This window comes from Amphritea pacifica, assembly GCF_016924145.1.
GTDB classification, from domain to species: domain Bacteria; phylum Pseudomonadota; class Gammaproteobacteria; order Pseudomonadales; family Balneatricaceae; genus Amphritea; species Amphritea pacifica.
In genome coordinates this window covers 77,521-99,532 of sequence record NZ_JAFFZO010000019.1, presented here as the reverse complement: position 1 = coordinate 99,532, position 22,012 = coordinate 77,521, and the positions used below count along the sequence as shown (strand labels likewise).

Genomic DNA, 22,012 nt, shown 5'->3' with positions numbered 1-22,012 from the left:
CTCAGCCTTTTCTTCTTCAGTAAGCACAATAGGGGTGGCAATTCGCATGCGATAAGTCCGATTCTCTCAGGGTATTTGAGCTGAGGATACATTAAGAATCATCAAGAGTGAAACACTACACTAGCTAACATTATGCGATCTCCAGTATTCGATTTTCTAAGCTGCCTGTTCGGCAGTGAACCGATGCCTTGTTGTTGTAGCCTTCCGGTAGACTTTCTAAGCTGCCTGTTCGGCAGTGAACTCCCAGGTGCAGGCCGCCTATCGCAATGCTCATTTCTAAGCTGCCTGTTCGGCAGTGAACCGGGTGTTTTTACTTTGCCGAGAGGGTTCGCCTTTTCTAAGCTGCCTGTTCGGCAGTGAACGATCCTGCCCGTCGGTGATGCTCATGCAACCATTTCTAAGCTGCCTGTTCGGCAGTGAACGTTGCAACACACCCCGTTCAGACAGGGCACAAATTTCTAAGCTGCCTGTTCGGCAGTGAACCATACGGAGCTGTCGTGTTGCTGAGAAGCGTTTTTCTAAGCTGCCTGTTCGGCAGTGAACCTTCGCTTAACGCAGAGCAACGCCCCCATACTTTTCTAAGCTGCCTGTTCGGCAGTGAACGTTCGAAGGCCTTATCAAGCAGCCCTATACCCTTTCTAAGCTGCCTGTTCGGCAGTGAACCCGACTCGGTTGCTTATCTTGCTCATGAATCTTTTCTAAGCTGCCTGTTCGGCAGTGAACGTGATGCTATATGATCCAAACTTAGACCATAATTTCTAAGCTGCCTGTTCGGCAGTGAACTTTCCCCGGACTCCATACGTTTGCGCTGCTCTGTTTCTAAGCTGCCTGTTCGGCAGTGAACAATGTTTATTTCTACTGCGAACACTGCGGAGATTTCTAAGCTGTCTGTTCGGCAGTGAACTACAAGAAGAGCAATGCTGCCGCTCTGGCGATTTTCTAAGCTGCCTGTTCGGCAGTGAACCCCCCGTTCCAAACGGGTTTTGGTGGGGCTTTTTTCTAAGCTGCCTGTTCGGCAGTGAACTCCGAAACAATTGGCGATCCTGCCGATGGGATTTTCTAAGCTGCCTGTTCGGCAGTGAACCAAATCGGTAACTGTTTTTCGATCAACCCCACTTTCTAAGCTGCCTGTTCGGCAGTGAACGAGGCGTGGGCCAAACGGGTAGAACGGGTCTGTTTCTAAGCTGCCTGTTCGGCAGTGAACCGTAAGCTGTGGCATGACACAAAGCTGATTGCCTTTCTAAGCTGCCTGTTCGGCAGTGAACGCAATCAATAAGCGTTACGGTCGTTACACTGATTTCTAAGCTGCCTGTTCGGCAGTGAACGAATACATGAATTGCGCCGATTCTGTCTCGCCTTTCTAAGCTGCCTGTTCGGCAGTGAACGGTTCTGTTCGGTGGCCTGGGCAGTAGCTGACTTTCTAAGCTGCCTGTTCGGCAGTGAACACGATAAAGCATTAGCCCCAGCAATTTCATCTTTTCTAAGCTGCCTGTTCGGCAGTGAACAATGGGTGCCATGCCTAGCCTTGCCATTACGTTTTCTAAGCTGCCTGTTCGGCAGTGAACACGCCAGCAGGCTGCAGACGAGCAAGCCAGCTTTTCTAAGCTGCCTGTTCGGCAGTGAACCACTAGCAACTAGCGCCCCCGCCCCTTAACTGGTTTCTAAGCTGCCTGTTCGGCAGTGAACTTATCTCAGCAAGCAGATCGGTTACGCCAACATTTCTAAGCTGCCTGTTCGGCAGTGAACATACTCATGACTATTTTTCTGCACTGTACGGATTTCTAAGCTGCCTGTTCGGCAGTGAACGGTGTTAGCAGCCAGGCACCACAGCCGGGGATTTTCTAAGCTGCCTGTTCGGCAGTGAACTTTACCTGTATGGGTTTAGTGTTTGAGAGTGATTTCTAAGCTGCCTGTTCGGCAGTGAACTGAAGTATAACGCAGAAAAAAATAGCTGCATCAAACACTTGCCCCGATATTGGAAAAAATACCAATGGTTTTAGCGCTTTCTGCAACTATCTGTTTTTTAAAAAGTTTTTAAAGAGCATAAAATAAAGGGTTAAAACCAGGGTACTGTGCTGCCTTTAGACAGGCCGTATGCATTAAACTCCCCTTCAACCGCTTTACCCTGCATCTCCTGTTCTATAAACAACATGAACTTTGCCTGCCTCGTGGTATAGCTCTTAAGCGTAACGTGGGGGCAGTTCCGAGGTTGTCGATACTTTGCAAATATCGCTTCCTCTAATTCTGCGGTCCATGTTCCCCGTGCTTTATGCCTTTTAACCAATCGCCTGATATCGCTTTCTCCCTTTACGTGCCTGCGTCGATACAAGGCATAGCCCTTCACCTTTTCGGGAACCATTAAGACATCGGTGATCAGGGCGTAGTTCGACAGCACAGAATCATCATGTGCCTGGTCAAGCAACCTTTGCATATCCTCAGATGTGCCATGCAGGCGTAAGATTCCACCTAATGCCCTCGCCTGACCATAGGCCGGGAAACTAATGCCTACACGCCCTTCATAGGCTGGCAGTAACCCATGTAACGCCTGCATTAGCTGTGCGACGATAGCGGATTGCAGCAACTCGGGATCGGGGATCGCTTTTATTTCAAAATAGCTATCCATAATCATTATTCCTTGCCGCTGGCACCGAATACACCACCACGAATAAGTACAGACATAACATAATGCTGTTGCTCAACACTCGGTTTGGCGTCATTAAGTACCCAGCCATCAAACAAGCTGTAGAAATCCTGCTTTTGCTTAGGCTGACGAAAAGCTGTACCTAAGGTGGTCACCGCAGCATACGGTTCTGCAGCGACAGGGAATTGAGCATCGGGATACCATGTGTCAACCGTGCGGATAGCATTGCTGATTTTTTGTGAGTGCATACCGGCAATATCATGCTTTTTATAAAGCTCTTTGCTTTTGGTTTTACCGGTATCAAGCACTAGTTCCTGAGATGGATAGACCTCTTGACCGTAGCCTACTTTCACTTCGGCTTTGACATAAAGAATGACAAAGGCTTCACCTTTTAAACCCTTTTCGATGAAGGCTGATATTTTGGCAACATCCGCATTAACATCATCAAAATTCGTCAGTGACAGTTTTTTTGCATCAGCTATTTCCGCAACAGAGTCGTCACCATTAGCTGATAAAGATACCGTTACTTTAATTGTTTCTGCACCTAAACGGTTGCGCCACAACCAACGCGCATTGGCGATGTTTGCAGCATAGCGACGAGAGAGTTCAGCAACACCCTGTTCCGTTAAATAACTATTTACGACTTCGAGTAATTTAGTTTGATAATCCTGGTCATTACAGACGCTTGGCTTGCCGCTAAAAGGTAATACCTTACAACTCCATTTTACTAATAGCGTGTCGCAATCGTGATCTAATGCGGCGACATCTACCGTTTGTAGATTAGCCTTTTCGATCTCTGCATCCAGTTTTGCCGGATCATTAGCAATTGCTGCTTTCTGTCTATTACTGATAGTGCCTCGTACCGATTTAGTTTGAATACCTACCGGTTTTAATTCCGTGGTTTTTGAGTGACTATCAAATTGCCAGAAAAAAGCGTCTGAAATATCTAAGTTGCGCTCAAAAGCTAATACGCTAGCGGTTTTTAATGTCATGGTTACTCTCCTTGAAGACCATTACTGGTTTGGGTCATAAGATAAAGGTTGTCGCTTTGACTGTAGCGCCAAAAGCAGCTTGATAGATCATTGGGTAAACGATTTGGGAACAGCCATTTGCCTAAGCTATAAAGTGCTTCAACATAATGGCTTGGGTAATCGACAGTGCGACAATTCTGTAACTGCCCTGGATCGAACTTCGGACTTAATGCCTGATAACCAACCGGCATAGGCACTAACCAGCCCCTGCCTGTTTTGGGGCTTTGCGTTTGCCAACCACTCTTGCTGACTTTTGTTTCAACCGGAACATGGTGCAGCGTTGCCACTTCAATTAAGGCATCCAGGCTATTGGCCTCAGGGTTAGATTCTTGCAAAGTACGGGTAATATCGACCAAATCTTTCTTTGCATCCATTAATACAAATGCGGGTAATAACGACCGTTTGATCTGCTCACCATCACTCGTATTGAAAAAACGAACCTGCTTAATCGATCTTACGCTGCCCCCTGCCATCCGCTGCTGAAAGATGATTTGCCGACAGCGCTCTTCAATATGGTCGATATCATCATCTATATCTCTGGCTTCTTTTCGACTGGCAGACACCTCAACAACCAAACTGACTGTCAGGTGCACTTTCCCCTCTTCAATAATAGAAGCGGTCTTGCCATCTTTTTTGATCGGGTTACGCGACTGGTTGAAACTGTAATCAGTGTAGGCATGCGGACGATAACGCTGCACCTGAATATCATGACAAGCTATCAATACGCCCGACAAATCAAGCGTAATGCCTGCTTCAACTAATTTTCGATTGAGTGCATGCACCGCGCCAAGAAAGCCGGAGATGGCCGGAAATCCATACGTGAGAGGACTTGATATCGCATTCGCGCTTTCAATTTCAATGCGGTCTAACAATAGGTAATGACTTGGGTTACTCATGCAAATATCTCCTTCCCTGAGCGTAAGCTACTTTTAATGGCATCCTCAATTTCACGTTGCCATTCAATGTATTCCGCATCACCAAAATCCTTAGCAATATTTTTAAATCGCTTCTGCAAGCGAGCATTGACCCATAACGAAAACTGATCAATGATGGTGTCTTGCCAATCGATTGATAGTCTATCTTCAGCAAAGGTCTCTTCACCTTCTAAGTCTGCTCTATATGGGTCTAACCAATATTTTTCATGCATACTAAGTTGATAGTCTTTACTCCATCCCGGTGTATACGTTTGCTGAATCTGCTCCACCAGCGCAAGAATACTCGCTAGAATTAAATCCAGTGCTTCTTTCCGGCTATCGCGCACGTTAACGTTATTTTTGAAATCTGAAATTACTTGGTATAGCTGACCAAACCCAAGACCACAACATTGCACTAATCGCGCATTAAATAATGATGTCTGTGATTTTGTAATACGGTATTGCGACTTAGTGTCATAGTTGGGCGGCATTGAAGAGAGTAGATAGCTACGCCCGCTCTGCTTACTGGTTAACTGGCTTATATTCTGGGGCTTAGTACCACCGAGACGAATAATGGCAATATCCGGTATCGACCGATAAGGTTGTTGCTCTACGCTCTTCTTTTTTCTATTTTCTCGCGCCAGTTTATTTTCTTCACTAAACCGTGAATGGTTTATTTTCTGAAACACCTGACTCGTTAACGCAGACGGATACAACGGCACCACGGCAACATAAGCATCATCGGTAATCGCATTATTCAATGGCCACAGTAATTGCTTATTACGCTCGTAAGTTATCGGTTCGTCTATCACATTATCTAATGCCGCTTTGAAGCTGCTGGCATATTGAGCAGATAACTCAGCATTCAAACTAAATGCACCTTCCACCGCAGGATGTTGTGACTGAATCAATGTTCGCAGCTTTACGCCATTGCTCTCAGCTACTTCTTCTTCAAAAAAAGTCGCGAGAGGCAAGGCGGCAGCATTGCCATTAGCATCTATCGGCAACTCACTCAACGTTTGCGAACCAACAATACCGTCTGGCAGAGGGGGCGACGTATCAAAGTTTAAGTTGTCACCCTTAGAATCTGGATGAACACCCTTTGAAATGTGTGTACCAAAATATAGCTGCTTCGCCATTCTATTGGCGGCATCCGGCATCCAGTTTTCTAATTCGTACCTGGCTTGAGCAGCGGTGATCTTAGTCTGCAATGAGGCGATTTTTTCCGCATCATTGACAGCATCTAACTTCTCTATAGCTTTTAACTCTGGCTCGAGTTTTTTATCACACTGCGTTTTTAAAAAACGCAGAACCGTGGCTTTCACTTGCCCTTCCGTTATGGTTTCCATAAGCACTCCTTGTGTACTCATTTTCCAAAAATGTATTTTTCAAGATCAGTGGATAACTCACTGCCAGAATCCTAACCACGGGTGATACCACCAGACACGGTCTTCACGATTTTCCAGAGAGACCGTGGCAAACTGCCGGGCAATGCGGGATACATTAGACTCATCCCGTTTATCTGCCAACTCTTGCAGCACCTCATCTAACTCAGTTGTCAGCCACGGTGATACCCTGTCGTTTTCGGGGTTAAATTCAGCAAAGCGGATCTTCTTGCTCTGAAATGTGCAGTGATTAAGGTCTTCCCATGCGTCTTCTGCGTATGTGAACTTGTAACCGCTTGGATCATCTGCCACCGGCAAACATACAAAATCATCCCGAGGACCATCACTGGCACGAAACGGACTGATTTTTTGCAAGTGTGCCGACGCGCGATTACCGTTATTTTCGCGCCAAAAGGCGCTGACGAAGTTATCGCGATTATTAAGTAATTTTTGCATCACAGCATGCTCTAAATCGGCCAGACTCTCTGTTGGTTGCAACTCGTTAGAACGCACGATTCTTGGTACTGAATCCACATTGGCCAGTTGGTCTGCGCTAATTAAGTCTTTACAAAAATGACTGCTTAAAACGAAATCGGCATTCTCAAAACCTGGCCGGACAAACGCCACTGCACTCCCTTTCAGAGCAAGAATATTTCTATCCAAAATCAGCATGTTGGGTTTGTCAGCTACTTTATCGGGGCGATGACGCCAAACCCTGCCTGCCAGTTGAATAAGAGATCGCATCGACGACGGTTCGACAATCGCCCAGTCATAATCATGATCTCGCCCAACCTCCGCCACCGGACTGGCCACGACAATAAAGAGGTGATGCTTGGCGGGATTAGTGCATATCGCTGTTTGTATCTCTTTATGAGAAAAAATGGCGTTAGGCTCTACACGGGTCAGAATTCGGTCGAGTCTCCGCTCCAGGGCATCCCTCAACATCAATAACTGTTTCGCATGATAGCAACAAAGATGAATCTGCGTATCTGTATCAAAATCAGCTTGCTGATAAAGACCGCGAACTAACCCAATAATAGGTTTCACATTCGCCATGCGCACCAAACCGATACTGACTTGTTTGCCGGTCTTAGGGCAGATTTCTGAATTATTCCGGTGTAGTTGAATAGCGCCGTTGACTACCTCAGCAGCCAGCGCTGACATATCAACTTTTTCATTCTCTGGCGGTGGCGGCAGATCAAGGGGAAGTATTTCTGCATGACGCCTTGGCCGTTGCTTACCAAGTTCTTTCGCTCGTTTTTGTGCAAACTCCAGGTGGGCTGTTGTGTATTGATCGACGTTCGCACACGTTACCTGTTGTTGTTTATATTCATCGAACCAGGCGCAACAGATGGGTAAATTCGGATGAATCCCCATATGGCTATTCCATATTTTTCGACCCGCTGCATAGGCTTGATATAAGCCCGCAATCAGATCAGGCGTCAGGGTAGCTGAGGATAACAACACCTTACTACCATATAGGCCAGCCATGTGAACTAAGCGCGATAGCGCAGGCAGATCCGACTGATCAAAATCATCGGGTTCGTCTAACACTAAATCACTGGTCAGCAGACGAAGAGTTGGCGCGATGTATCTTCCGCCTCTGACGCATTCCGATGCCTGCATAATGTGATCAACCGTACAGCTTACGACTGGTGCATAGAGCAACTGCCGAGTTTTAGGGTCGGATACCAGCGTACCGAATTCATCCGGTAGGATATCGCCATCTACCCATTCGCTTTTATCAAGCAGTTCTTCTAACGACTCGCTGCCCTGCTCTTCGAACGTAATCCTCTTTCGCTCTATCTCAGTTTGCGCCATATCAAAAAGCGCACGATTAGCTGAACCACCCACGAGTACCGCCAGATCATCCTCATCCAGTGTGAGTCGCTGGCGCAATGCTTGCCCTGTTTGCAATGTCAGCACTCGCAACCCTAAAGCGATGGTAAAACGCGCACCGGTTTCCGGGTTAGCTAAGGCATACATAATTCTGGCATTAGCTAATGTTTTTCCGCGCCCCGTTGAGGCCATGTTTACCCCAAAGAACCCTTGATCCTGGGCTAAAGGTTGTAACTTTTGTGCCAGCGCAAATGCGCCGTTTTGCCATGAGTAAACAGGATGCCTGGTTTGCTCAGTAAATGCTTTAAGCTTATCCGACAGGCTTGGTAACGTTTGCACTAGCATCGGGATTTCGAGTGCAACTCTTTTGGCAAATTCGCCAACGCCTATAAGGTGTTCATCGAGTGCTTGTTTTACTTGACGGTTTTTATCAGTGTTGGCGGCCAGTTTAGCTAAAAAGTCGACATCCCCTTTTACTCGTCTTCGGTCTTCACCATTGGGCAGACTGGAGTAATTATGATCGGCCAACATCAAACACAGCCGCGATAGATTCATAAATAACGGGTCGGATATTGTTTGCGTTGCCAGCGCCCGCAACGGCACACAATCTTTTGCTTTTCTGGCCCAGCGACGGACTCCTTTTTGCCAGTTCTTGCTCGCCATTATGACGTCTTTTAAACACCAAAAATCTTGATTATCCGGCACTTTTCCATTTTTCACCCACTTATCGAAAGGCTCAATATTGGCGAAAAACTCATCTACATCTATTTCTTCCCCCCACTCACGAGGGTTCCGCTGTTCAAGCTGGCGATTTCTTGCTTCGTACTGCGATGGCAAGTAGGTTGGCATACGGTGGTGAGTAACAATCAGCCAGGCAACCAGCTTTGCTAAAGGGGGAAGTTTGTCCAGCCTGTTTGCTTTCAATTCACCTTTCTTGTTGGTTAATGCATCATTCGGTAAGCGCTCTAACCAAGCAGGATTCGTCCGCATAAAATCGTCAAAATCCATTAATCGGGTTAACCACTCATCATCGCTTTTACAACCATGAATCATTGCCTGAAACAGCCTTAGGGAAAGCCATTCGTGACGATAGGGATCACCCATATTCTTGCCACTGTTATTCAGTAATTTATTCTGAAAACCAATCGTGGCTTTGCCAATATCGTGCAGAAGGCCAGATAGAACAGCGATAATCTGAATGCTGTGAGCGTGAACCCACTTTGTTTCATCATGGTTAATGGAAAAAGCTTTATGTGTGCTATTAACTGGCACCTGGCCAAGCTCATTGAACTTTCTTTTATTGCCTACTACCCAAACCAGATCAGACCGGGAGCGGCTGCGTATCCAATGGCAACTTACCGCTGTGCTTTTACTCGCGGTTTTACGTAGCAGTTTTTTAACGGCAAGCAGACCTTCCTGAGTAATGATGGTTTGCCAGGTGTTATCGCCTATGCGATCTGCAAACGCGTCCAGCACTCGACGGGTACGCGCCAACGCTTTCTTTTCGCATTGAGAAACAAAGGTGACCATCATGATTACATCGGCTCCCAATCTTGTTTCAAGGCAATGGCTTTAACCTGATCAAACATAAACTCTAAAGCTTTATGGTCGGTAAAGGCTTGCAGGCATTGCTGACGATATTCCTGTTCTGTCGCTTTTTCTTTGGCGCAGATAAACGCCCAGGGCAAAACGATGGCATCCTTGATTAAATCGGCTATATCGAAAACAAGCGCGCCGCGCCTTGTTTTCCCATGCATAACCGCAAATCCATGGGGTATACCTAACACCCAGAGTGTGGTGGCTGCCAGCCCATAGGCCAGGTAGTTGCCGTGATTCAGGAAGGCGTTTGCGGTGTCTATTGCTTCACGTTCGCGGGTGAAATCACCGTAGTTAGTAGAGCGAGCGGCATATTTATAAAGTTGTTTAGTGAGCTCAGCTTCAGCTTGTAGCAGGCGCGTTACCTGATTAGCGGCGGTTATTTTAGCGAGGCAGTTATCCAGTGCGGGTTGGATGTCGGCGCTATTAAAGCCTTCCGCCTTAAGATCACGATTTTTACTCCACAGCGTTTGCAGGTAACTGATTCGAGCCTGTTGAAATTGCTTGGCGGCGATGAGGCGCTTATTGTCATCAAACCAGAACTGCATCCAGCCCTGAAGATATTCTGTCGGTCGATATTCGCTTTGTGGAGTTAACCACTCTATTTCAGTCGCCATCAGCAATGGTGTGCCACCGCCACCACAAAAGCCTACCAATACACCTGCGGAAGCCAGCATGCGCATCGCCGCCTGAGTGATTGAGGTTCCAGTGCCTAACAGCAGGCAGGTGGTGTTAGCTATCGGAATATTCCAGTACTGGTTTTCGTTTTTGGCTTCGGTGAGATAGAGTACGCGGCCATCTTTTTGCATTACCCGGCATTTTTCCAGGTAATAAATATTGGCGCGCTTAGAGTGCAGTATTGCTTTAAGATCGCTGAGTTGTTCCATCGTCCCTGAAATCCTATATCTATATGTGTTTAGCTAACCTGAAAATTCCACAACGTGCGACTCAACACTGCTGGAGAAGACAGAAGTGCTGTACCGTTATCATCCCCACTGGGCATACGGACAGCTCCGGGATACGGTCTTTCCGGGTGGCCAGTTTTCAGTCTTCGCCGTCTAAAAACAAACCCCCACTGACTGGGTTGAAGCTTTATAAAACCGTGACAACGCCGCACCTTATTCACCGAAAGGCCGGGCTGGGAAAGACAATCGTCTTCTAATAAATCATTGGAACGTGAGACAAAACGATTCTCGCCGGAGGCCATCCGGCTGAACGTCTGTTTTTTGAGGACAGGAATAATTTCAACCATAAATCCTTCTACACATTATGCCTGTTTATGCCTGTCGCATTTAACAGGCCCTGCTATACATCCGTGGCATTCTGAAATTATCTATAACATGTACTCTATCTCATAGTCTATCAGCAGCGTTGAATTATCCGGCAGGAGAGGTAGGAGAAACTCGTTGGCAGCATCGTTATCTAAGTCACGTTATCAATCCACTCTGCAAACCTGAAAGGCGATATCCGGTTAAAACCGTCCCTGGATTTCTGCCAACTCTTGACCCTCGATAAAATTTACAAATACTCAGAATGTAAACCCGAATCACTGGAGCGGTTGATCGGGTTCAGTCGTTCAAAAGCCGTCACTCGTCAGCGTCTGTTTCAATGGTTAGTCTTCAATCTACTGGTTGGCAATACCGATGATCACCTCAAAAACCTGTCATTTTTCGCAGCAAACCAGGAGTTCAATCTAACCCCTCATTATGATCTGATTAGCACGGCTATCTATGCAGCGGACAACCAGTGGGCGAAGAAAAGCTGGTATGGCCCATAGGCAAAGCACGGAAGCTTAAAGAGGTAACCCTCACTGATATCCAGTCCGTCGCAGCATCTCTCAAACTATCGCCCGTTATGTGGAACGAACGCTCAAAACGATGACCGAAAATATAACAAGACAGGCGGAGTCACTGATCGAAGAGCTGTCACAGCAGAATATCGAAGGTCCTGACCGACAAGGCAAACTTCACCTGTTGAGGCAGATACGTTTCGGCATCATTGAAGATATGATTCAGCAACTTAAAGCCATTTAAAAAATGGCAGCTTATCTTCAATATAAAAGCACTTTAGCCCGTTCAGAAATTTCAGGCACAAAAAAACCAGCAAAGTGCTGGTCTGATGGTTCTTCTCTTCTTGAAGAGATAAGTGAAGAGGAAGGAATTGGTGGAGCCTAGCGGGATCGAACCGCTGACCTGTTCGCTGCCAGCGAACCGCTCTCCCAGCTGAGCTAAGGCCCCAAAACCAAGTGGCGGCTATATTAATGGCGACCCCGTTGTCTGTCAAGCAATGAAGTTGACTATTTTTGTCGTCAAACAGTGTTGATTTTTAAACGGTTATTTTAGCGGTTCTTTCTCAGTCAATTAGCAACTCGCGGGCCCTGATGAAGTCGATAATACGACAGGGGGGCGAGGTCTGGGGGCCGAAAGAGCACAGTCCGGCATCCTCTTTTGTAGGAGCCCCTTTAGCATGCCCTCTCCCACAGAGCTTTATCACATTTTATCTTTCTCTGTGTCCTCTGTTGCCTCTGTGGTGTAAATATTTAATCGCCCCGGGACGGGGCTCCTACACTCATCGAATCTTTCTCTGTGCCCTCGGTGGTCTCTGAGGTGTAAATATTTAATCGCCCCGGGACGGGGCTCCTACACTCATCGAATCTTTCTCCGTGCCCGCGGTGGTCTCTGAGGTGTAAATATTTAATCGCCCCGGAACGGGGCTCCTACACTCATCGAATCTTTCTCTGTGCCCTCGGTGGTCTCTGTGGTGTAAATATTTAATCGCCCCGGGACGGGGCTCCTACACTCATCGAATCTTTCTCTGTGTCCTCGGTGTTCTCTGTGGTGTAAATATTTAATCGCCCCGGGACGGGGCTCCTACACTCGTCGAATCTTTCTCTGTGTCCTCGGTGTTCTCTGTGGTGTAAATATTTAATCGGCCCGGGACGGGGCTCCTACATTCATCAGATCTTTCTCTGTGCCCTCGGTGTTCTCTGTGGTGTAAATATTTAATCGCCCCGGGACGGGGCTCCTACACTCATCGAATCTTTCTCTGTGTCCTCGGTGGTCTCTGTGGTGTAAATATTTAATCGCCCCGGGACGGGGCTCCTACACTCATCGAATCTTTCTCTGTGCCCTCGGTGGTCTCTGTGGTGTAAATATTTAATCGCCCCGGGACGGGGCTCCTACATTCATCGAATCTTTCTCTGTGCCCTCGGTGTTCTCTGAGGTGTAAATATTTAATCGCCCCGGGACGGGGTTCCTACACTCATCAGATCTTTCTCTGTGCCCTCGGTGGTCTCTGTGGTGTAAATATTTAATCGCCCCGGGACTGGGATCCTACACTCATCAGATCTTTCTCTGTGCCCTCGGTGATCTCTGAGGTAAATATTTAATCGCCCTGGGACGGGGCTCATACACACATCTGATCTTTCTCTGTGCCCTCGGTGTTCTCTGTGGTGTAAATATTTAATCGCCCCGGGACGGGGCTCCTACACTCATCGAATCTTTCTCTGTGCCCTCGGTGTTCTCTGTGCTGTAAATATTTAATCGCCCCGGGACGGGGCTCCTACATTCGGCTGAGTCATTGAACGACAAAAGCCCTGCAGTGCAGGGCTTTTAATATTTATCAGAAAGCGGTCAGGCCAGGGTTTCAGCCAGTGCGCGATACTCTTTTTCCCAGGTTTTGGTCTCTTTCTTCGACGGGCCACCGACGATGTCCAGGGCATGACGCACCCGGGCGCGGCTCATGTCCGGGCCAAGGATCTGCATGGAATCCACTACCGAGACACTGGCACTGGTGCCAGCGATAGCAACAAACAGCGGGAACAGGAAGTCACGCACTTTATAGCCCATCGCATCACCCAGCGCTTTGCACTGGGCAAACAGGTGATCTTTATTCCAGTTCTGTTCGCTGTCCAGCATCCAGGAGGCGAACTGCAGAATGCGGCGGATATCATCTTTCTGCAGGCTCTTGTGGGTGAAGCTCTCTTCAGTGATCGGCAACATTCCGGACAGCAGGAAGCCCGCCACCGGTGCCACATCGGAAAACTTCTCCACCCGCTGCTTGATCAGTGGAATAATCTGCATCAGGTATTCAGGATTCAGCGCCCACTGCTGGAACGCCGCGGCGAACTGCTCATCGGTCAGCTCTTCGCGGATCCACAGACCGTTCAGCCAGCTGAGTTTTTCCTGATCGAAGATCGGGCCACCCAGGGAGACACGGTTAATATCGAAGTTTTCAATCATCTCTTCAATTGAGAACTTCTCACGCTCGTCCGGCATCGACCAGCCCATGCGCGCCAGATAGTTGATCAGCGCTTCCGCCATGTAGCCCATGCGCTGATAGTAGATGATGCTGGTCGGGTTTTTACGCTTGGATAGTTTGGACTTATCCGGGTTACGCAGCAGTGGCATATGACACAGTTTTGGCATCTCCCAGCCGAAGTAGCTATAAAGCAACTGATGCTTAGGAGCAGAGTTGATCCACTCTTCACCACGCAGTACGTGGGTAATCTCCATCAGGTGATCATCCACTACGTTCGCCAGGTGGTAAGTCGGCATACCGTCGGATTTCATCAGAATCTGACAGTCAACCTGCGCCCAGTCCACTTCGATAGATCCGCGCAGCATATCATCAAAAACGCAGACGCCCTCTTCAGGCACCTTCATACGTACCACATAGGGTTCGCCCGCCGCTTCACGCTTTGCCACTTCCTCTGCAGGCAGTGCCAGATCGCTCTCTTTCAGGGCGCTTTGCAGGCCCTGTTCGCGACGCTGATTGCGCAACTGATCCAGCTCTTCTGCGGTGCGATAGCATTTAAACGCACTGCCGTTATCCAGCAGGATCTGGGTGTATTTAGCATAGATCTCGCCCCGCTCACTCTGCCGGTAAGGGCCATGAGGACCCGGCTTATCCGGGCCTTCCGCCCACTCCAGCCCCAGCCAGCGCAATGAATCCAGAATCATCTGTTCTGATTCTGCGGTGCTGCGGGTCTGATCGGTATCTTCAATACGCAGAATAAATTCGCCACCATGCTGACGGGCGAAAGCCATATTGAACAGGGCGATGTAGGCGGTGCCTACGTGCGGATCACCGGTTGGAGACGGTGCGATACGGGTACGTACGGTCATCAGAAAATATGCATCCAGACTGATTAAAAGGAAGTTACAACGGAATTGCTGCGCATTATACCTGCTCGACAGTTATGCGCCTACCGTATTCACCCGGGAGTGTGAGTGTTTCAAAGCGCCAACAATGCCGTGCATATGTTTTGCTCAATCTGAGCGCAGAACGGCCATCAGAAACAAAAAACAGCACAATTAAAGTGCGCTTTATCAATACTCAACTCTCTGCATCCAAGCATAAAACATATAACTATTTGTTTAATAAGAACTATTAACATTCTGGCATGCGGTCTGCTTTGTAAGGGGTAACAAGTACAATATTTCAGAAATCGGGTATCCCCTGATTTCACACCTGACAACGACGTCTGCTCCTACCGATAGTTTTATCGGTGGGGCAGGCGTTTTTTTTTGCTTTTTTTGCACATTCAGGAGCCACACAACATGACTCACACTCTGCTTTCTAAAATGACAGGCCGCCGAACGCTACTGAAAAACGCGGTAAAAACCTTCGGCGCGGTTGCCGTCAGCAGCCTGCTGACACTGAACGCGGCTCAGGCCAGCGTGGGCGAACCGGAAAAAGAGGAGCTGAAGTTCGGCTTTATCAAGCTGACCGATATGGCACCGCTCGCGGTGGCCTATGAAAAAGGCTACTTCGAAGATGAAGGTCTCTACGTACAACTGGAAGCCCAGGCAAACTGGAAGGTGCTGCTGGACCGGGTAATTGATGGTCAGTTGGATGGCGCGCACATGCTGGCGGGTCAGCCACTGGGGGCAACCATCGGTTTTGGTACACAGGCGCACATCATTACCGCCTTCAGTATGGACCTGAACGGCAACGCGATCACCGTTTCCAACGATATCTGGGAACAGATGAAGCCCTATGTGGAAAAAGGGGCCGACGGCAAACCGCTGCACCCGATTAAAGCCGATGCACTGAAGCCTGTTGTTGATGCCTACAAAGCCGAGGGTAAGCCCTTTAAGATGGGCATGGTGTTTCCTGTTTCGACACACAACTATGAACTGCGCTACTGGCTGGCCGCCGGAGGCATCCACCCTGGCTATTACGCCCCTCAGAAAGGCGACACTGCCGGACAGATCGATGCGGATGCCCTGCTCTCCGTCACACCACCGCCACAGATGCCATCCACCATGGAAGCCGGCACTATCTATGGCTACTGTGTTGGCGAGCCCTGGAATCAGCAAGCGGTATTTAAGGGTATCGGTGTTCCGGTCGTGACCGATTATGAGATCTGGAAAGACAACCCCGAGAAAGTGTTTGGCGTGTCCAAAGCCTGGGCGGATCAGTACCCCAACACCCATATCCGGGTCGTTAAAGCGATGATCCGCGCAGCAAAATGGCTGGATGACAATAACAACGGCAACCGCCCGGAAGCGGTGGATATTCTCTCCCGTCCGGAATATGTGGGGGCCGATTACGATGTGATTGCCAACTCGATGACCGGCACCTTTGAATATGAGAAGGGTGATAAACGCGAGGTACCCGATTTTAACGTCTTCTTCCGTCACAATGCGACCTACCCTTACTACTCCGATGCGATCTGGTACCTGACACAGATGCGTCGCTGGGGTCAGATTGCTGAGCCTAAATCCGATGAGTGGTTTATGGAAACCGCGAAGAAGGTGTACCGCCCCGATATCTATGCCATTGCAGCAAAAGAGCTGATTGCAGAGGGTAAGCTGAATGCCAGTGAGTTCCCGGATTTTGCCACTGAAACCGGCTTTAAGGCCCCTCAGACTCAGTTTATTGATGGCATCACCTATGACGGCCATAAGCCTAACGAGTATCTGACGAAGTTTAAGATCGGCCTGAAACCCGACAGCAAAATTTAACTGATTAAAGCGCTTGTGAATAAGCCTTCAGGAAACCCCCGGAAAGAAAACCAAAGGGTCGCCCCGGGCGACCCGATGGAGACTGATTATGAGTAGCATGGCACTGAAACTGTTAAAGCCGTTCGGCTTAGTGGAAAAGCTCAACCTGGCAGCGCTGATTAAAGCACTGGTGGTACCGATGACCGGTATTCTGATCTTCCTGTTTATCTGGAATATCGGCGCCCGCAATATCCACACCTCACTGGGGGAGTTTCCTGGCCCCGCGCAGGTGTACGAGCAGAGTAAAAACCTGCTCGCTGAACATAACCGGGAGCGCCAGAAAGAAGCCGCTTTTTATCAGCGCCAGGATGACCGCAATGCTAAGAAACTGGCGAAAAATCCCGACGCTGAGATCAAGTTCCGCGCCTATACCGGCAAAGCGACCTTTATCGATCAGATCGGCACCAGCCTGGTCACCGTACTGGCCGGTTTTTTTGCCGCATCGCTGATCGCCATCCCGGCAGGCATCGTGATTGGCCTGAATAAAACCCTCTACAGCGCCTTCAACCCTGTGATTCAGCTGTTTAAACCGGTCTCTCCGCTGGCCTGGCTACCGCTGGTCACTATGGTGGTCAGCGCATTGTATGTCAGCGATGATCCGATGTTTGCGAAGTCTTTTGTCACCTCACTGATCACCGTGTCGCTCTGCTGCCTGTGGCCCACCCTGCTGAATACGGCGGTGGGAGTCTCCTCCATCAGTGCCGATCTCAACAATGTCAGCAAGGTGCTGCGGCTGTCCTGGCTGACTCACGTCATCAAGATTGTTATCCCCTCAGCGATTCCGATGATTTTCACCGGTTTACGGCTGTCACTGGGGATCGCCTGGATGGTGCTGATTGCCGCCGAGATGCTGGCGCAAAACCCCGGGCTGGGTAAGTTTGTCTGGGATGAGTTTCAGAACGGCAGTTCCAATTCACTGGGACGGATTATGGTGGCGGTGATTGTGATCGGCCTGATCGGTTTTATGCTCGACCGGATCATGCTGATGCTACAGAAGAAGGTTTCCTGGGATAAGACTCAGGAACTGCGTTAACCGGTAAGGAGAAAGATCATGACTGCAAAAACACATCTGGAGCTTACCGGCGTCGATATCGATTTTCCGACGCCCAGCGGCCCCTTCAAAGCCCTGAGTAATGTCAATCTGAAGATCGAGCGGGGCGAATTTGTCTCGCTGATCGGTCACTCTGGTTGCGGTAAGTCCACCGTGCTGAATATCGTGGCCGGCCTCTATCAGGCCACTAAAGGCGGCGTACTACTGGATGGCAAAGAGGTTAACGAACCCGGCCCGGAACGGGCGGTGGTGTTTCAGAACCACTCGCTGCTGCCCTGGCTGACCGCCTATGAGAATGTCGAGCTGGCGGTAAAGCAGGTCTTTAAAAACAGCAAATCTAAAGCCGAGATGAAGGAGTGGATCGAACACAACCTGCAGCTGGTGCATATGGATCATGCGATGCATAAGCGCCCGGATGAGATCTCTGGCGGCATGAAGCAGCGGGTTGGCATCGCCCGGGCACTGGCGATGGAACCCACGGTGATGCTGATGGATGAACCCTTTGGCGCACTGGACGCACTCACCCGTGCGCACCTGCAGGACTCACTGATGGAGATTCAGGCGGATCTGAATAACACCGTGATTATGATCACTCACGATGTTGACGAGGCGGTGCTGCTCTCTGATCGCATCGTAATGATGACCAATGGCCCGGCGGCCACGGTGGGAGAGATACTTGAGGTCAATCTCGAGCGCCCCCGCCATCGACTGGAGCTGGCGGATGATGCGCAATATAACCACTATCGTGCCGCAGTTTTGAGCTTCCTCTATGAAAAGCAGCGCCAACCCGGTGAAGAGGTAAAGGTCTCCGCGTTATCTGAAAAAAAGACTGAAAGCGATAAACAGGCACAAAACCTGCATGATACTGAACAATCAAGCGCAGAACAGAACAGCGAGGAAGCCGCCTGACAATCTGGCGTAACAAGAATAGTTACATAGAAACAGACAGTTAGCGCGCAATCTATCTTTTAGCGGGAAGCACCAGAGATTAACAGGGTTAATTAAGTGCACCGAAAAGAGGCAATTAATCTGTTCGGCGCACTTATTTGAGCAATGGCGCTCGGAAACTCCATCAATGTATGGAAGGTTTCCGGGCGTTTTTTTTTGTTCCGGATTATTAACAATAAGCAAAGGCACTACGCATGAATGAAGCCACCAAATTTAATCTTTTCTCGCTTAGCGGGAAGATGAAGATCCTGCATTTCAGCTGGATCGCATTCTTCATCACTTTTTTTGTCTGGTTCAACCATGCCCCCTTGTTGGGTGCGATTGCTGAATCGCTGGGCCTGAGCAAAGCTGAGATCAAAACACTACTGATTCTTAACGTCGCCCTGACCATTCCGGCCCGCATTATTATCGGTATGCTGACCGATAAATACGGCCCACGACTCACCTACGCCGCACTGCTGCTGATCTCCAGCATCCCCTGCTTTATGTTTGCCCTGGCGGATAATTTCGCCGAAGCGGCTATCTCCCGTTTTCTGCTGGGGTTTGTCGGGGCTGGTTTTGTCATCGGTATCCGCATGGTCAGTGAGTGGTTTCCAGCCAATGAACTGGGCACCGCCGAGGGTATTTATGGCGGCTGGGGTAATTTTGGTTCAGCCGCCGCGGCCATGAGCCTGCCAACCCTCGCCCTGCTGTTTGGCGGTGACGATGGCTGGCGCTATGCGGTCGGTCTGACCGGTCTCATCAGTCTGGTATTCAGCTTCATCTGGTACGCCAACGTCAGCGATACACCGAAAGGCTCAACCTATTTCAAACCGAAAAAAATTGGCGGGCTGGAGGTCACCAGCAAAGGGGATTTCCTGTTTCTGCTGATTATGAAGATTCCGATGTATGCCGCGCTGGCGCTGCTGACCTGGAAGCTGTCCCCGGCGGGTGTCAGTGTTATCAGTGCAACCGCCGCACTGATTATCAACCTGTCGCTGATCGCTATATTCATCTATGACTGCTACAGCGCCTACAACGTTAACCGGGAAGTGTTTATAAAACCGGTGCCAGAGATTGAACAATACAAGTTTAAGCAGGTAGCGGTACTGAACATCCTCTACTTCGCCACCTTTGGTTCAGAACTGGCGGTAGTGTCGATGCTGCCACTGCTCTTTGCAGATGTGTTTGAACTGAATATGGTGGTTGCGGGGCTACTGGCCTCGGCTTACGCCTTTATGAACCTGATGTCCCGCCCCGGAGGCGGCTGGATCAGTGATCGTTTCGGCCGCAAAAAGACCCTGCTGATTCTTACTGCGGGTCTGGCGGTGGGTTATGCACTGATGGCGATGATCGATAACAGCTGGCCTCTGATCATCGCAGTGATCACAGCGATGGCGTGCTCCTTCTTCGTGCAGGCGGGTGAAGGCGCCGTTTTTGCCGTCGTCCCTCTGATTAAGCGTCGTCTGACCGGCCAGGTGGCAGGCATGACCGGCGCCTATGGCAATGTCGGCGCGGTGTTCTATCTGACAGTCTTGTCTATGGTAAGCTACCAGACATTCTTTACAGTCATCGCCGCCACCGCCGTGCTGGGCTTTGTCACGCTGCTGTTCCTGGAAGAGCCTAAAGGCCATATGGCAGAAGTTAATGATGATGGAACCGTAGAACTGATTAGTGTGACCTGAAGAAGCACCGCTGTCCGGGTATTGTTTTCGAACAGTATCGGGACAGCACCCCTATTACAGGTGAAAGTATGACCGCACAGCAACGCCCGCAGAAAGCCTCTGCTGACCTTAAAGTTAGCTTTGGCGGCTATTCAACCGCAGGACAAAAACCGGTCAATCAGGATGCCTTCGCCGCTCACCAGCCGCCGGACAACAACAGCCGCCGCTTTAAAGGGGCAGCCGCCGCCATTGCCGATGGTGTCAGCAGCTGTCAGGATTCGCATATCGCCAGTCAGACCTCTGTGACCAGTTTTATTGAGGATTATTTCAGCACCCCGCACAGCTGGAGTGTTAAACAGTCGGTTTCACGGGTGGTGACCGGGCTAAACAGCTGGCTGCATCAGCAGAACAACGTCCTCCCGGCACACCGCGACAGTATGCTGACAACTTTTTCGGCACTGATCATTAAGTCCAGTACGCTGTACACCTTTCATGTCGGGGACTCCCGCATCTATCAGTGGCGCAATCAGCAGCTGGAACAGCTCACCAACGATCACAGCCGCACGGAACGGGGGCGTAACTATCTGTCCCGGGCACTGGGCGCTGACCGGCATCTTGAAGTTGATTTTTCGCAGCAGGATCTGATCAACGGCGATCTGTTGCTGTTGAGTACCGATGGCGTTCATGAATATCTCAGTGTGAACCAGTTGAAGGCGCTGCTAAGCCATATTCAGCAAGACAGCCTTGAAACGGTAGCAAAGCGCATCGTTGAGCAGGCCCTGGCAAACGGCAGCGATGACAATCTCACCGTGCTGCTGGTACGGGTGGATCAGTTGCCAGCTGAGACGCTGGATGAAAGTCACCGAAGACTGACCCGCTTACCGATCCCGCCGGTCATGAAGGTGGGTAACAGAATCGACGACTATGAGGTACTGGATATTATTTTCAGTGGTACCCGCAGCCATATGTACAAAGTCCGGGAACTCAGCAGTGGCCAGATTTACACCCTCAAAGCCCCCTCCGTCAACTTTGACGATGACCCGCTCTATCTCGACGGCTTCGTGCGTGAGGAGTGGGTTGGCCAACAGCTAAACCACCCTAATGTGATGAAAACCTTCAGTCCAGCGGGGGAAAAACGCTTCCTCTATTATTTAGGAGAGTATATAGAGGGGGTAAATCTGCGGCAGTGGATGGATGATCATCCACACCCCTCTCCCGATCTGGTGCCCCCGATTATTCAACAGGCGATCAAAGGACTGCGCGCCTTCCAGCGGCAGGATATGGTGCATCAGGATCTGAAGCCTGAAAACATCATGCTCAACCGGGATGGCCAGGTTAAAATTCTGGATTTCGGAACGGTGCTGATCGCCGGCATCAACGAACTGGGCTCACCACTGGATAAGTCGGTGCCCCAGGGGTCGGTCAACTATATCGCCCCTGAATACCTGATGGGACAAAAAGGCAGCTTCCGCTCGGACCTTTTCTCTCTGGCGGTCATCAGCTACGAAATGCTCACGGGCACACTGCCGTTTAAGGAGCACTCGGTTAAGCAGGTCAGCATCGCCAACTATACCGAACTCAGTTACCGGCCCGCGATCCACCAGCGCAGAGACCTGCCACTGTGGATGGAAGGCTGCCTGCAGAAAGCCCTGCAACCCAACCCGGTGCATCGCTATCAGGCGCTGTCGGAATTTATTCAGGACTTTACCACCCCCAATCAGAAGCTGGCGGCGGATATCAGCAAGCAGCCGCTGATCAGGAAAAACCCACTGCTGGTATGGCAGATATTCTGTCTGCTGTTGCTGATGTCTGATCTGGTGCTGCTGTATCTGTACACCCGCTAAATCGTGGCACCACAAAGGTGCGGTATTCGACCAGATTAGCATTATTGGTGCACGAAAAAGACCTTCTGGATGACTAAATAATCACCAGAACAACTGTAACTAATTATTTT

At 49.6% G+C, this 22,012-nt stretch carries 15 protein-coding genes, 1 tRNA gene and 1 CRISPR repeat array; of the genes, 7 read left to right on the top strand and 9 right to left on the bottom strand.

Going from position 1 to position 22,012, the window contains the following annotated elements:
- Positions 1-153: 153 nt before the first annotated feature.
- A CRISPR array of direct repeats spans positions 154-1,926; the repeat unit is 28 nt; unit sequence TTTCTAAGCTGCCTGTTCGGCAGTGAAC.
- Positions 1,927-2,056: 130 nt separating this feature from the next.
- From cas6f to JW499_RS12560, 7 genes are read right to left on the bottom strand one after another with little or no spacing between them, the layout of a single operon-like run.
- Complete coding sequence (gene cas6f, locus JW499_RS12590) at positions 2,057-2,623, bottom strand: type I-F CRISPR-associated endoribonuclease Cas6/Csy4 (protein ID WP_205210941.1); 567 nt, start codon at positions 2,621-2,623, stop codon at positions 2,057-2,059.
- 5 nt (positions 2,624-2,628) lie between these two features.
- Positions 2,629-3,633 carry a type I-F CRISPR-associated protein Csy3 gene (gene csy3, locus JW499_RS12585; RefSeq protein WP_205210940.1) on the bottom strand — a complete coding sequence of 335 codons (1,005 nt, stop codon included), beginning with the start codon at positions 3,631-3,633 and terminating at the stop codon, positions 2,629-2,631.
- Positions 3,634-3,635: 2 nt separating this feature from the next.
- Complete coding sequence (csy2, locus tag JW499_RS12580) at positions 3,636-4,568, bottom strand: type I-F CRISPR-associated protein Csy2 (protein ID WP_205210939.1); 933 nt, start codon at positions 4,566-4,568, stop codon at positions 3,636-3,638.
- On the bottom strand, positions 4,565-5,935 hold the full coding sequence (gene csy1 / locus JW499_RS12575) for a type I-F CRISPR-associated protein Csy1 (RefSeq protein WP_205210938.1): 1,371 nt from the start codon (positions 5,933-5,935) through the stop codon (positions 4,565-4,567). The genes csy2 and csy1 overlap by 4 nt, the downstream gene beginning before the upstream one ends.
- Positions 5,936-5,992: 57 nt before the next feature.
- Positions 5,993-9,343 carry a type I-F CRISPR-associated helicase Cas3f gene (cas3f, locus tag JW499_RS12570; RefSeq protein WP_205210937.1) on the bottom strand — a complete coding sequence of 1,117 codons (3,351 nt, stop codon included), beginning with the start codon at positions 9,341-9,343 and terminating at the stop codon, positions 5,993-5,995.
- Positions 9,344-9,345: 2 nt separating this feature from the next.
- Positions 9,346-10,293, bottom strand: coding sequence for a type I-F CRISPR-associated endonuclease Cas1f (gene cas1f, locus JW499_RS12565; RefSeq protein ID WP_205210936.1), 948 nt, complete (start codon positions 10,291-10,293; stop codon positions 9,346-9,348).
- Positions 10,294-10,322: 29 nt separating this feature from the next.
- Positions 10,323-10,658, bottom strand: coding sequence for a hypothetical protein (locus JW499_RS12560; RefSeq protein ID WP_205210935.1), 336 nt, complete (start codon positions 10,656-10,658; stop codon positions 10,323-10,325).
- 186 nt (positions 10,659-10,844) lie between these two features.
- On the opposite strand from JW499_RS12560, the gene JW499_RS12555 reads away from it, so the two are divergent.
- Both JW499_RS12555 and JW499_RS12550 read left to right on the top strand, forming a co-directional pair.
- Complete coding sequence (locus JW499_RS12555) at positions 10,845-11,183, top strand: HipA domain-containing protein (protein ID WP_332874431.1); 339 nt, start codon at positions 10,845-10,847, stop codon at positions 11,181-11,183.
- A gap of 100 nt (positions 11,184-11,283) precedes the next feature.
- Positions 11,284-11,439, top strand: a complete 156-nt coding sequence (locus JW499_RS12550; RefSeq protein WP_205210933.1) for a hypothetical protein — start codon at positions 11,284-11,286, stop codon at positions 11,437-11,439.
- A 128-nt stretch (positions 11,440-11,567) separates the two neighbouring features.
- On the opposite strand, the gene JW499_RS12545 is transcribed toward JW499_RS12550, so the two are convergent.
- Positions 11,568-11,643 (bottom strand) — tRNA-Ala (locus tag JW499_RS12545).
- 1,395 nt (positions 11,644-13,038) lie between these two features.
- Positions 13,039-14,532, bottom strand: a complete 1,494-nt coding sequence (gene gltX, locus JW499_RS12540) for a glutamate--tRNA ligase (protein WP_205210932.1) — start codon at positions 14,530-14,532, stop codon at positions 13,039-13,041.
- A gap of 435 nt (positions 14,533-14,967) precedes the next feature.
- Between gltX and JW499_RS12535 the strand changes: the two genes are divergently transcribed.
- From JW499_RS12535 to JW499_RS12515, 5 genes are all read left to right on the top strand, one after another.
- A complete protein-coding gene (locus JW499_RS12535) occupies positions 14,968-16,377 on the top strand; it encodes a CmpA/NrtA family ABC transporter substrate-binding protein (RefSeq protein WP_205210931.1) in 1,410 nt (469 codons plus the stop codon).
- 88 nt (positions 16,378-16,465) lie between these two features.
- Positions 16,466-17,449: an ABC transporter permease gene (locus JW499_RS12530; RefSeq protein WP_205210930.1), complete on the top strand. Its 984-nt coding sequence runs from the start codon at positions 16,466-16,468 to the stop codon at positions 17,447-17,449.
- An 18-nt stretch (positions 17,450-17,467) separates the two neighbouring features.
- Positions 17,468-18,376: an ABC transporter ATP-binding protein gene (locus tag JW499_RS12525; RefSeq protein ID WP_205210929.1), complete on the top strand. Its 909-nt coding sequence runs from the start codon at positions 17,468-17,470 to the stop codon at positions 18,374-18,376.
- Positions 18,377-18,609: 233 nt separating this feature from the next.
- Entirely contained in the window at positions 18,610-20,079 is a 1,470-nt protein-coding gene (locus JW499_RS12520; protein ID WP_205210928.1) for a NarK family nitrate/nitrite MFS transporter, read from the top strand.
- A 68-nt stretch (positions 20,080-20,147) separates the two neighbouring features.
- Positions 20,148-21,902 (top strand): bifunctional protein-serine/threonine kinase/phosphatase, encoded by a 1,755-nt coding sequence (locus JW499_RS12515; protein WP_205210927.1) that lies wholly within the window; start codon positions 20,148-20,150, stop codon positions 21,900-21,902.
- The last annotated feature ends 110 nt before the right edge of the window (positions 21,903-22,012 follow it).

Bases quoted from the DNA above. Each gene is read 5' to 3' on its own strand.
- csy1 (WP_205210938.1), bottom strand. From the start codon at position 5,935: ATGGAAACCATAACGGAAGGGCAAGTGAAAGCCACGGTTCTGCGTTTT.
- JW499_RS12535 (WP_205210931.1), top strand. From the start codon at position 14,968: ATGACTCACACTCTGCTTTCTAAAATGACAGGCCGCCGAACGCTACTG.
- JW499_RS12515 (WP_205210927.1), top strand. From the start codon at position 20,148: ATGACCGCACAGCAACGCCCGCAGAAAGCCTCTGCTGACCTTAAAGTT.
- csy2 (WP_205210939.1), bottom strand. From the start codon at position 4,568: ATGAGTAACCCAAGTCATTACCTATTGTTAGACCGCATTGAAATTGAA.
- cas6f (WP_205210941.1), bottom strand. From the start codon at position 2,623: ATGGATAGCTATTTTGAAATAAAAGCGATCCCCGATCCCGAGTTGCTG.
- gltX (WP_205210932.1), bottom strand. From the start codon at position 14,532: ATGACCGTACGTACCCGTATCGCACCGTCTCCAACCGGTGATCCGCAC.
- JW499_RS12520 (WP_205210928.1), top strand. From the start codon at position 18,610: ATGAATGAAGCCACCAAATTTAATCTTTTCTCGCTTAGCGGGAAGATG.
- cas1f (WP_205210936.1), bottom strand. From the start codon at position 10,293: ATGGAACAACTCAGCGATCTTAAAGCAATACTGCACTCTAAGCGCGCC.
- cas3f (WP_205210937.1), bottom strand. From the start codon at position 9,343: ATGATGGTCACCTTTGTTTCTCAATGCGAAAAGAAAGCGTTGGCGCGT.
- JW499_RS12530 (WP_205210930.1), top strand. From the start codon at position 16,466: ATGAGTAGCATGGCACTGAAACTGTTAAAGCCGTTCGGCTTAGTGGAA.
- JW499_RS12525 (WP_205210929.1), top strand. From the start codon at position 17,468: ATGACTGCAAAAACACATCTGGAGCTTACCGGCGTCGATATCGATTTT.
- JW499_RS12550 (WP_205210933.1), top strand. From the start codon at position 11,284: ATGACCGAAAATATAACAAGACAGGCGGAGTCACTGATCGAAGAGCTG.
- JW499_RS12560 (WP_205210935.1), bottom strand. From the start codon at position 10,658: ATGGTTGAAATTATTCCTGTCCTCAAAAAACAGACGTTCAGCCGGATG.
- csy3 (WP_205210940.1), bottom strand. From the start codon at position 3,633: ATGACATTAAAAACCGCTAGCGTATTAGCTTTTGAGCGCAACTTAGAT.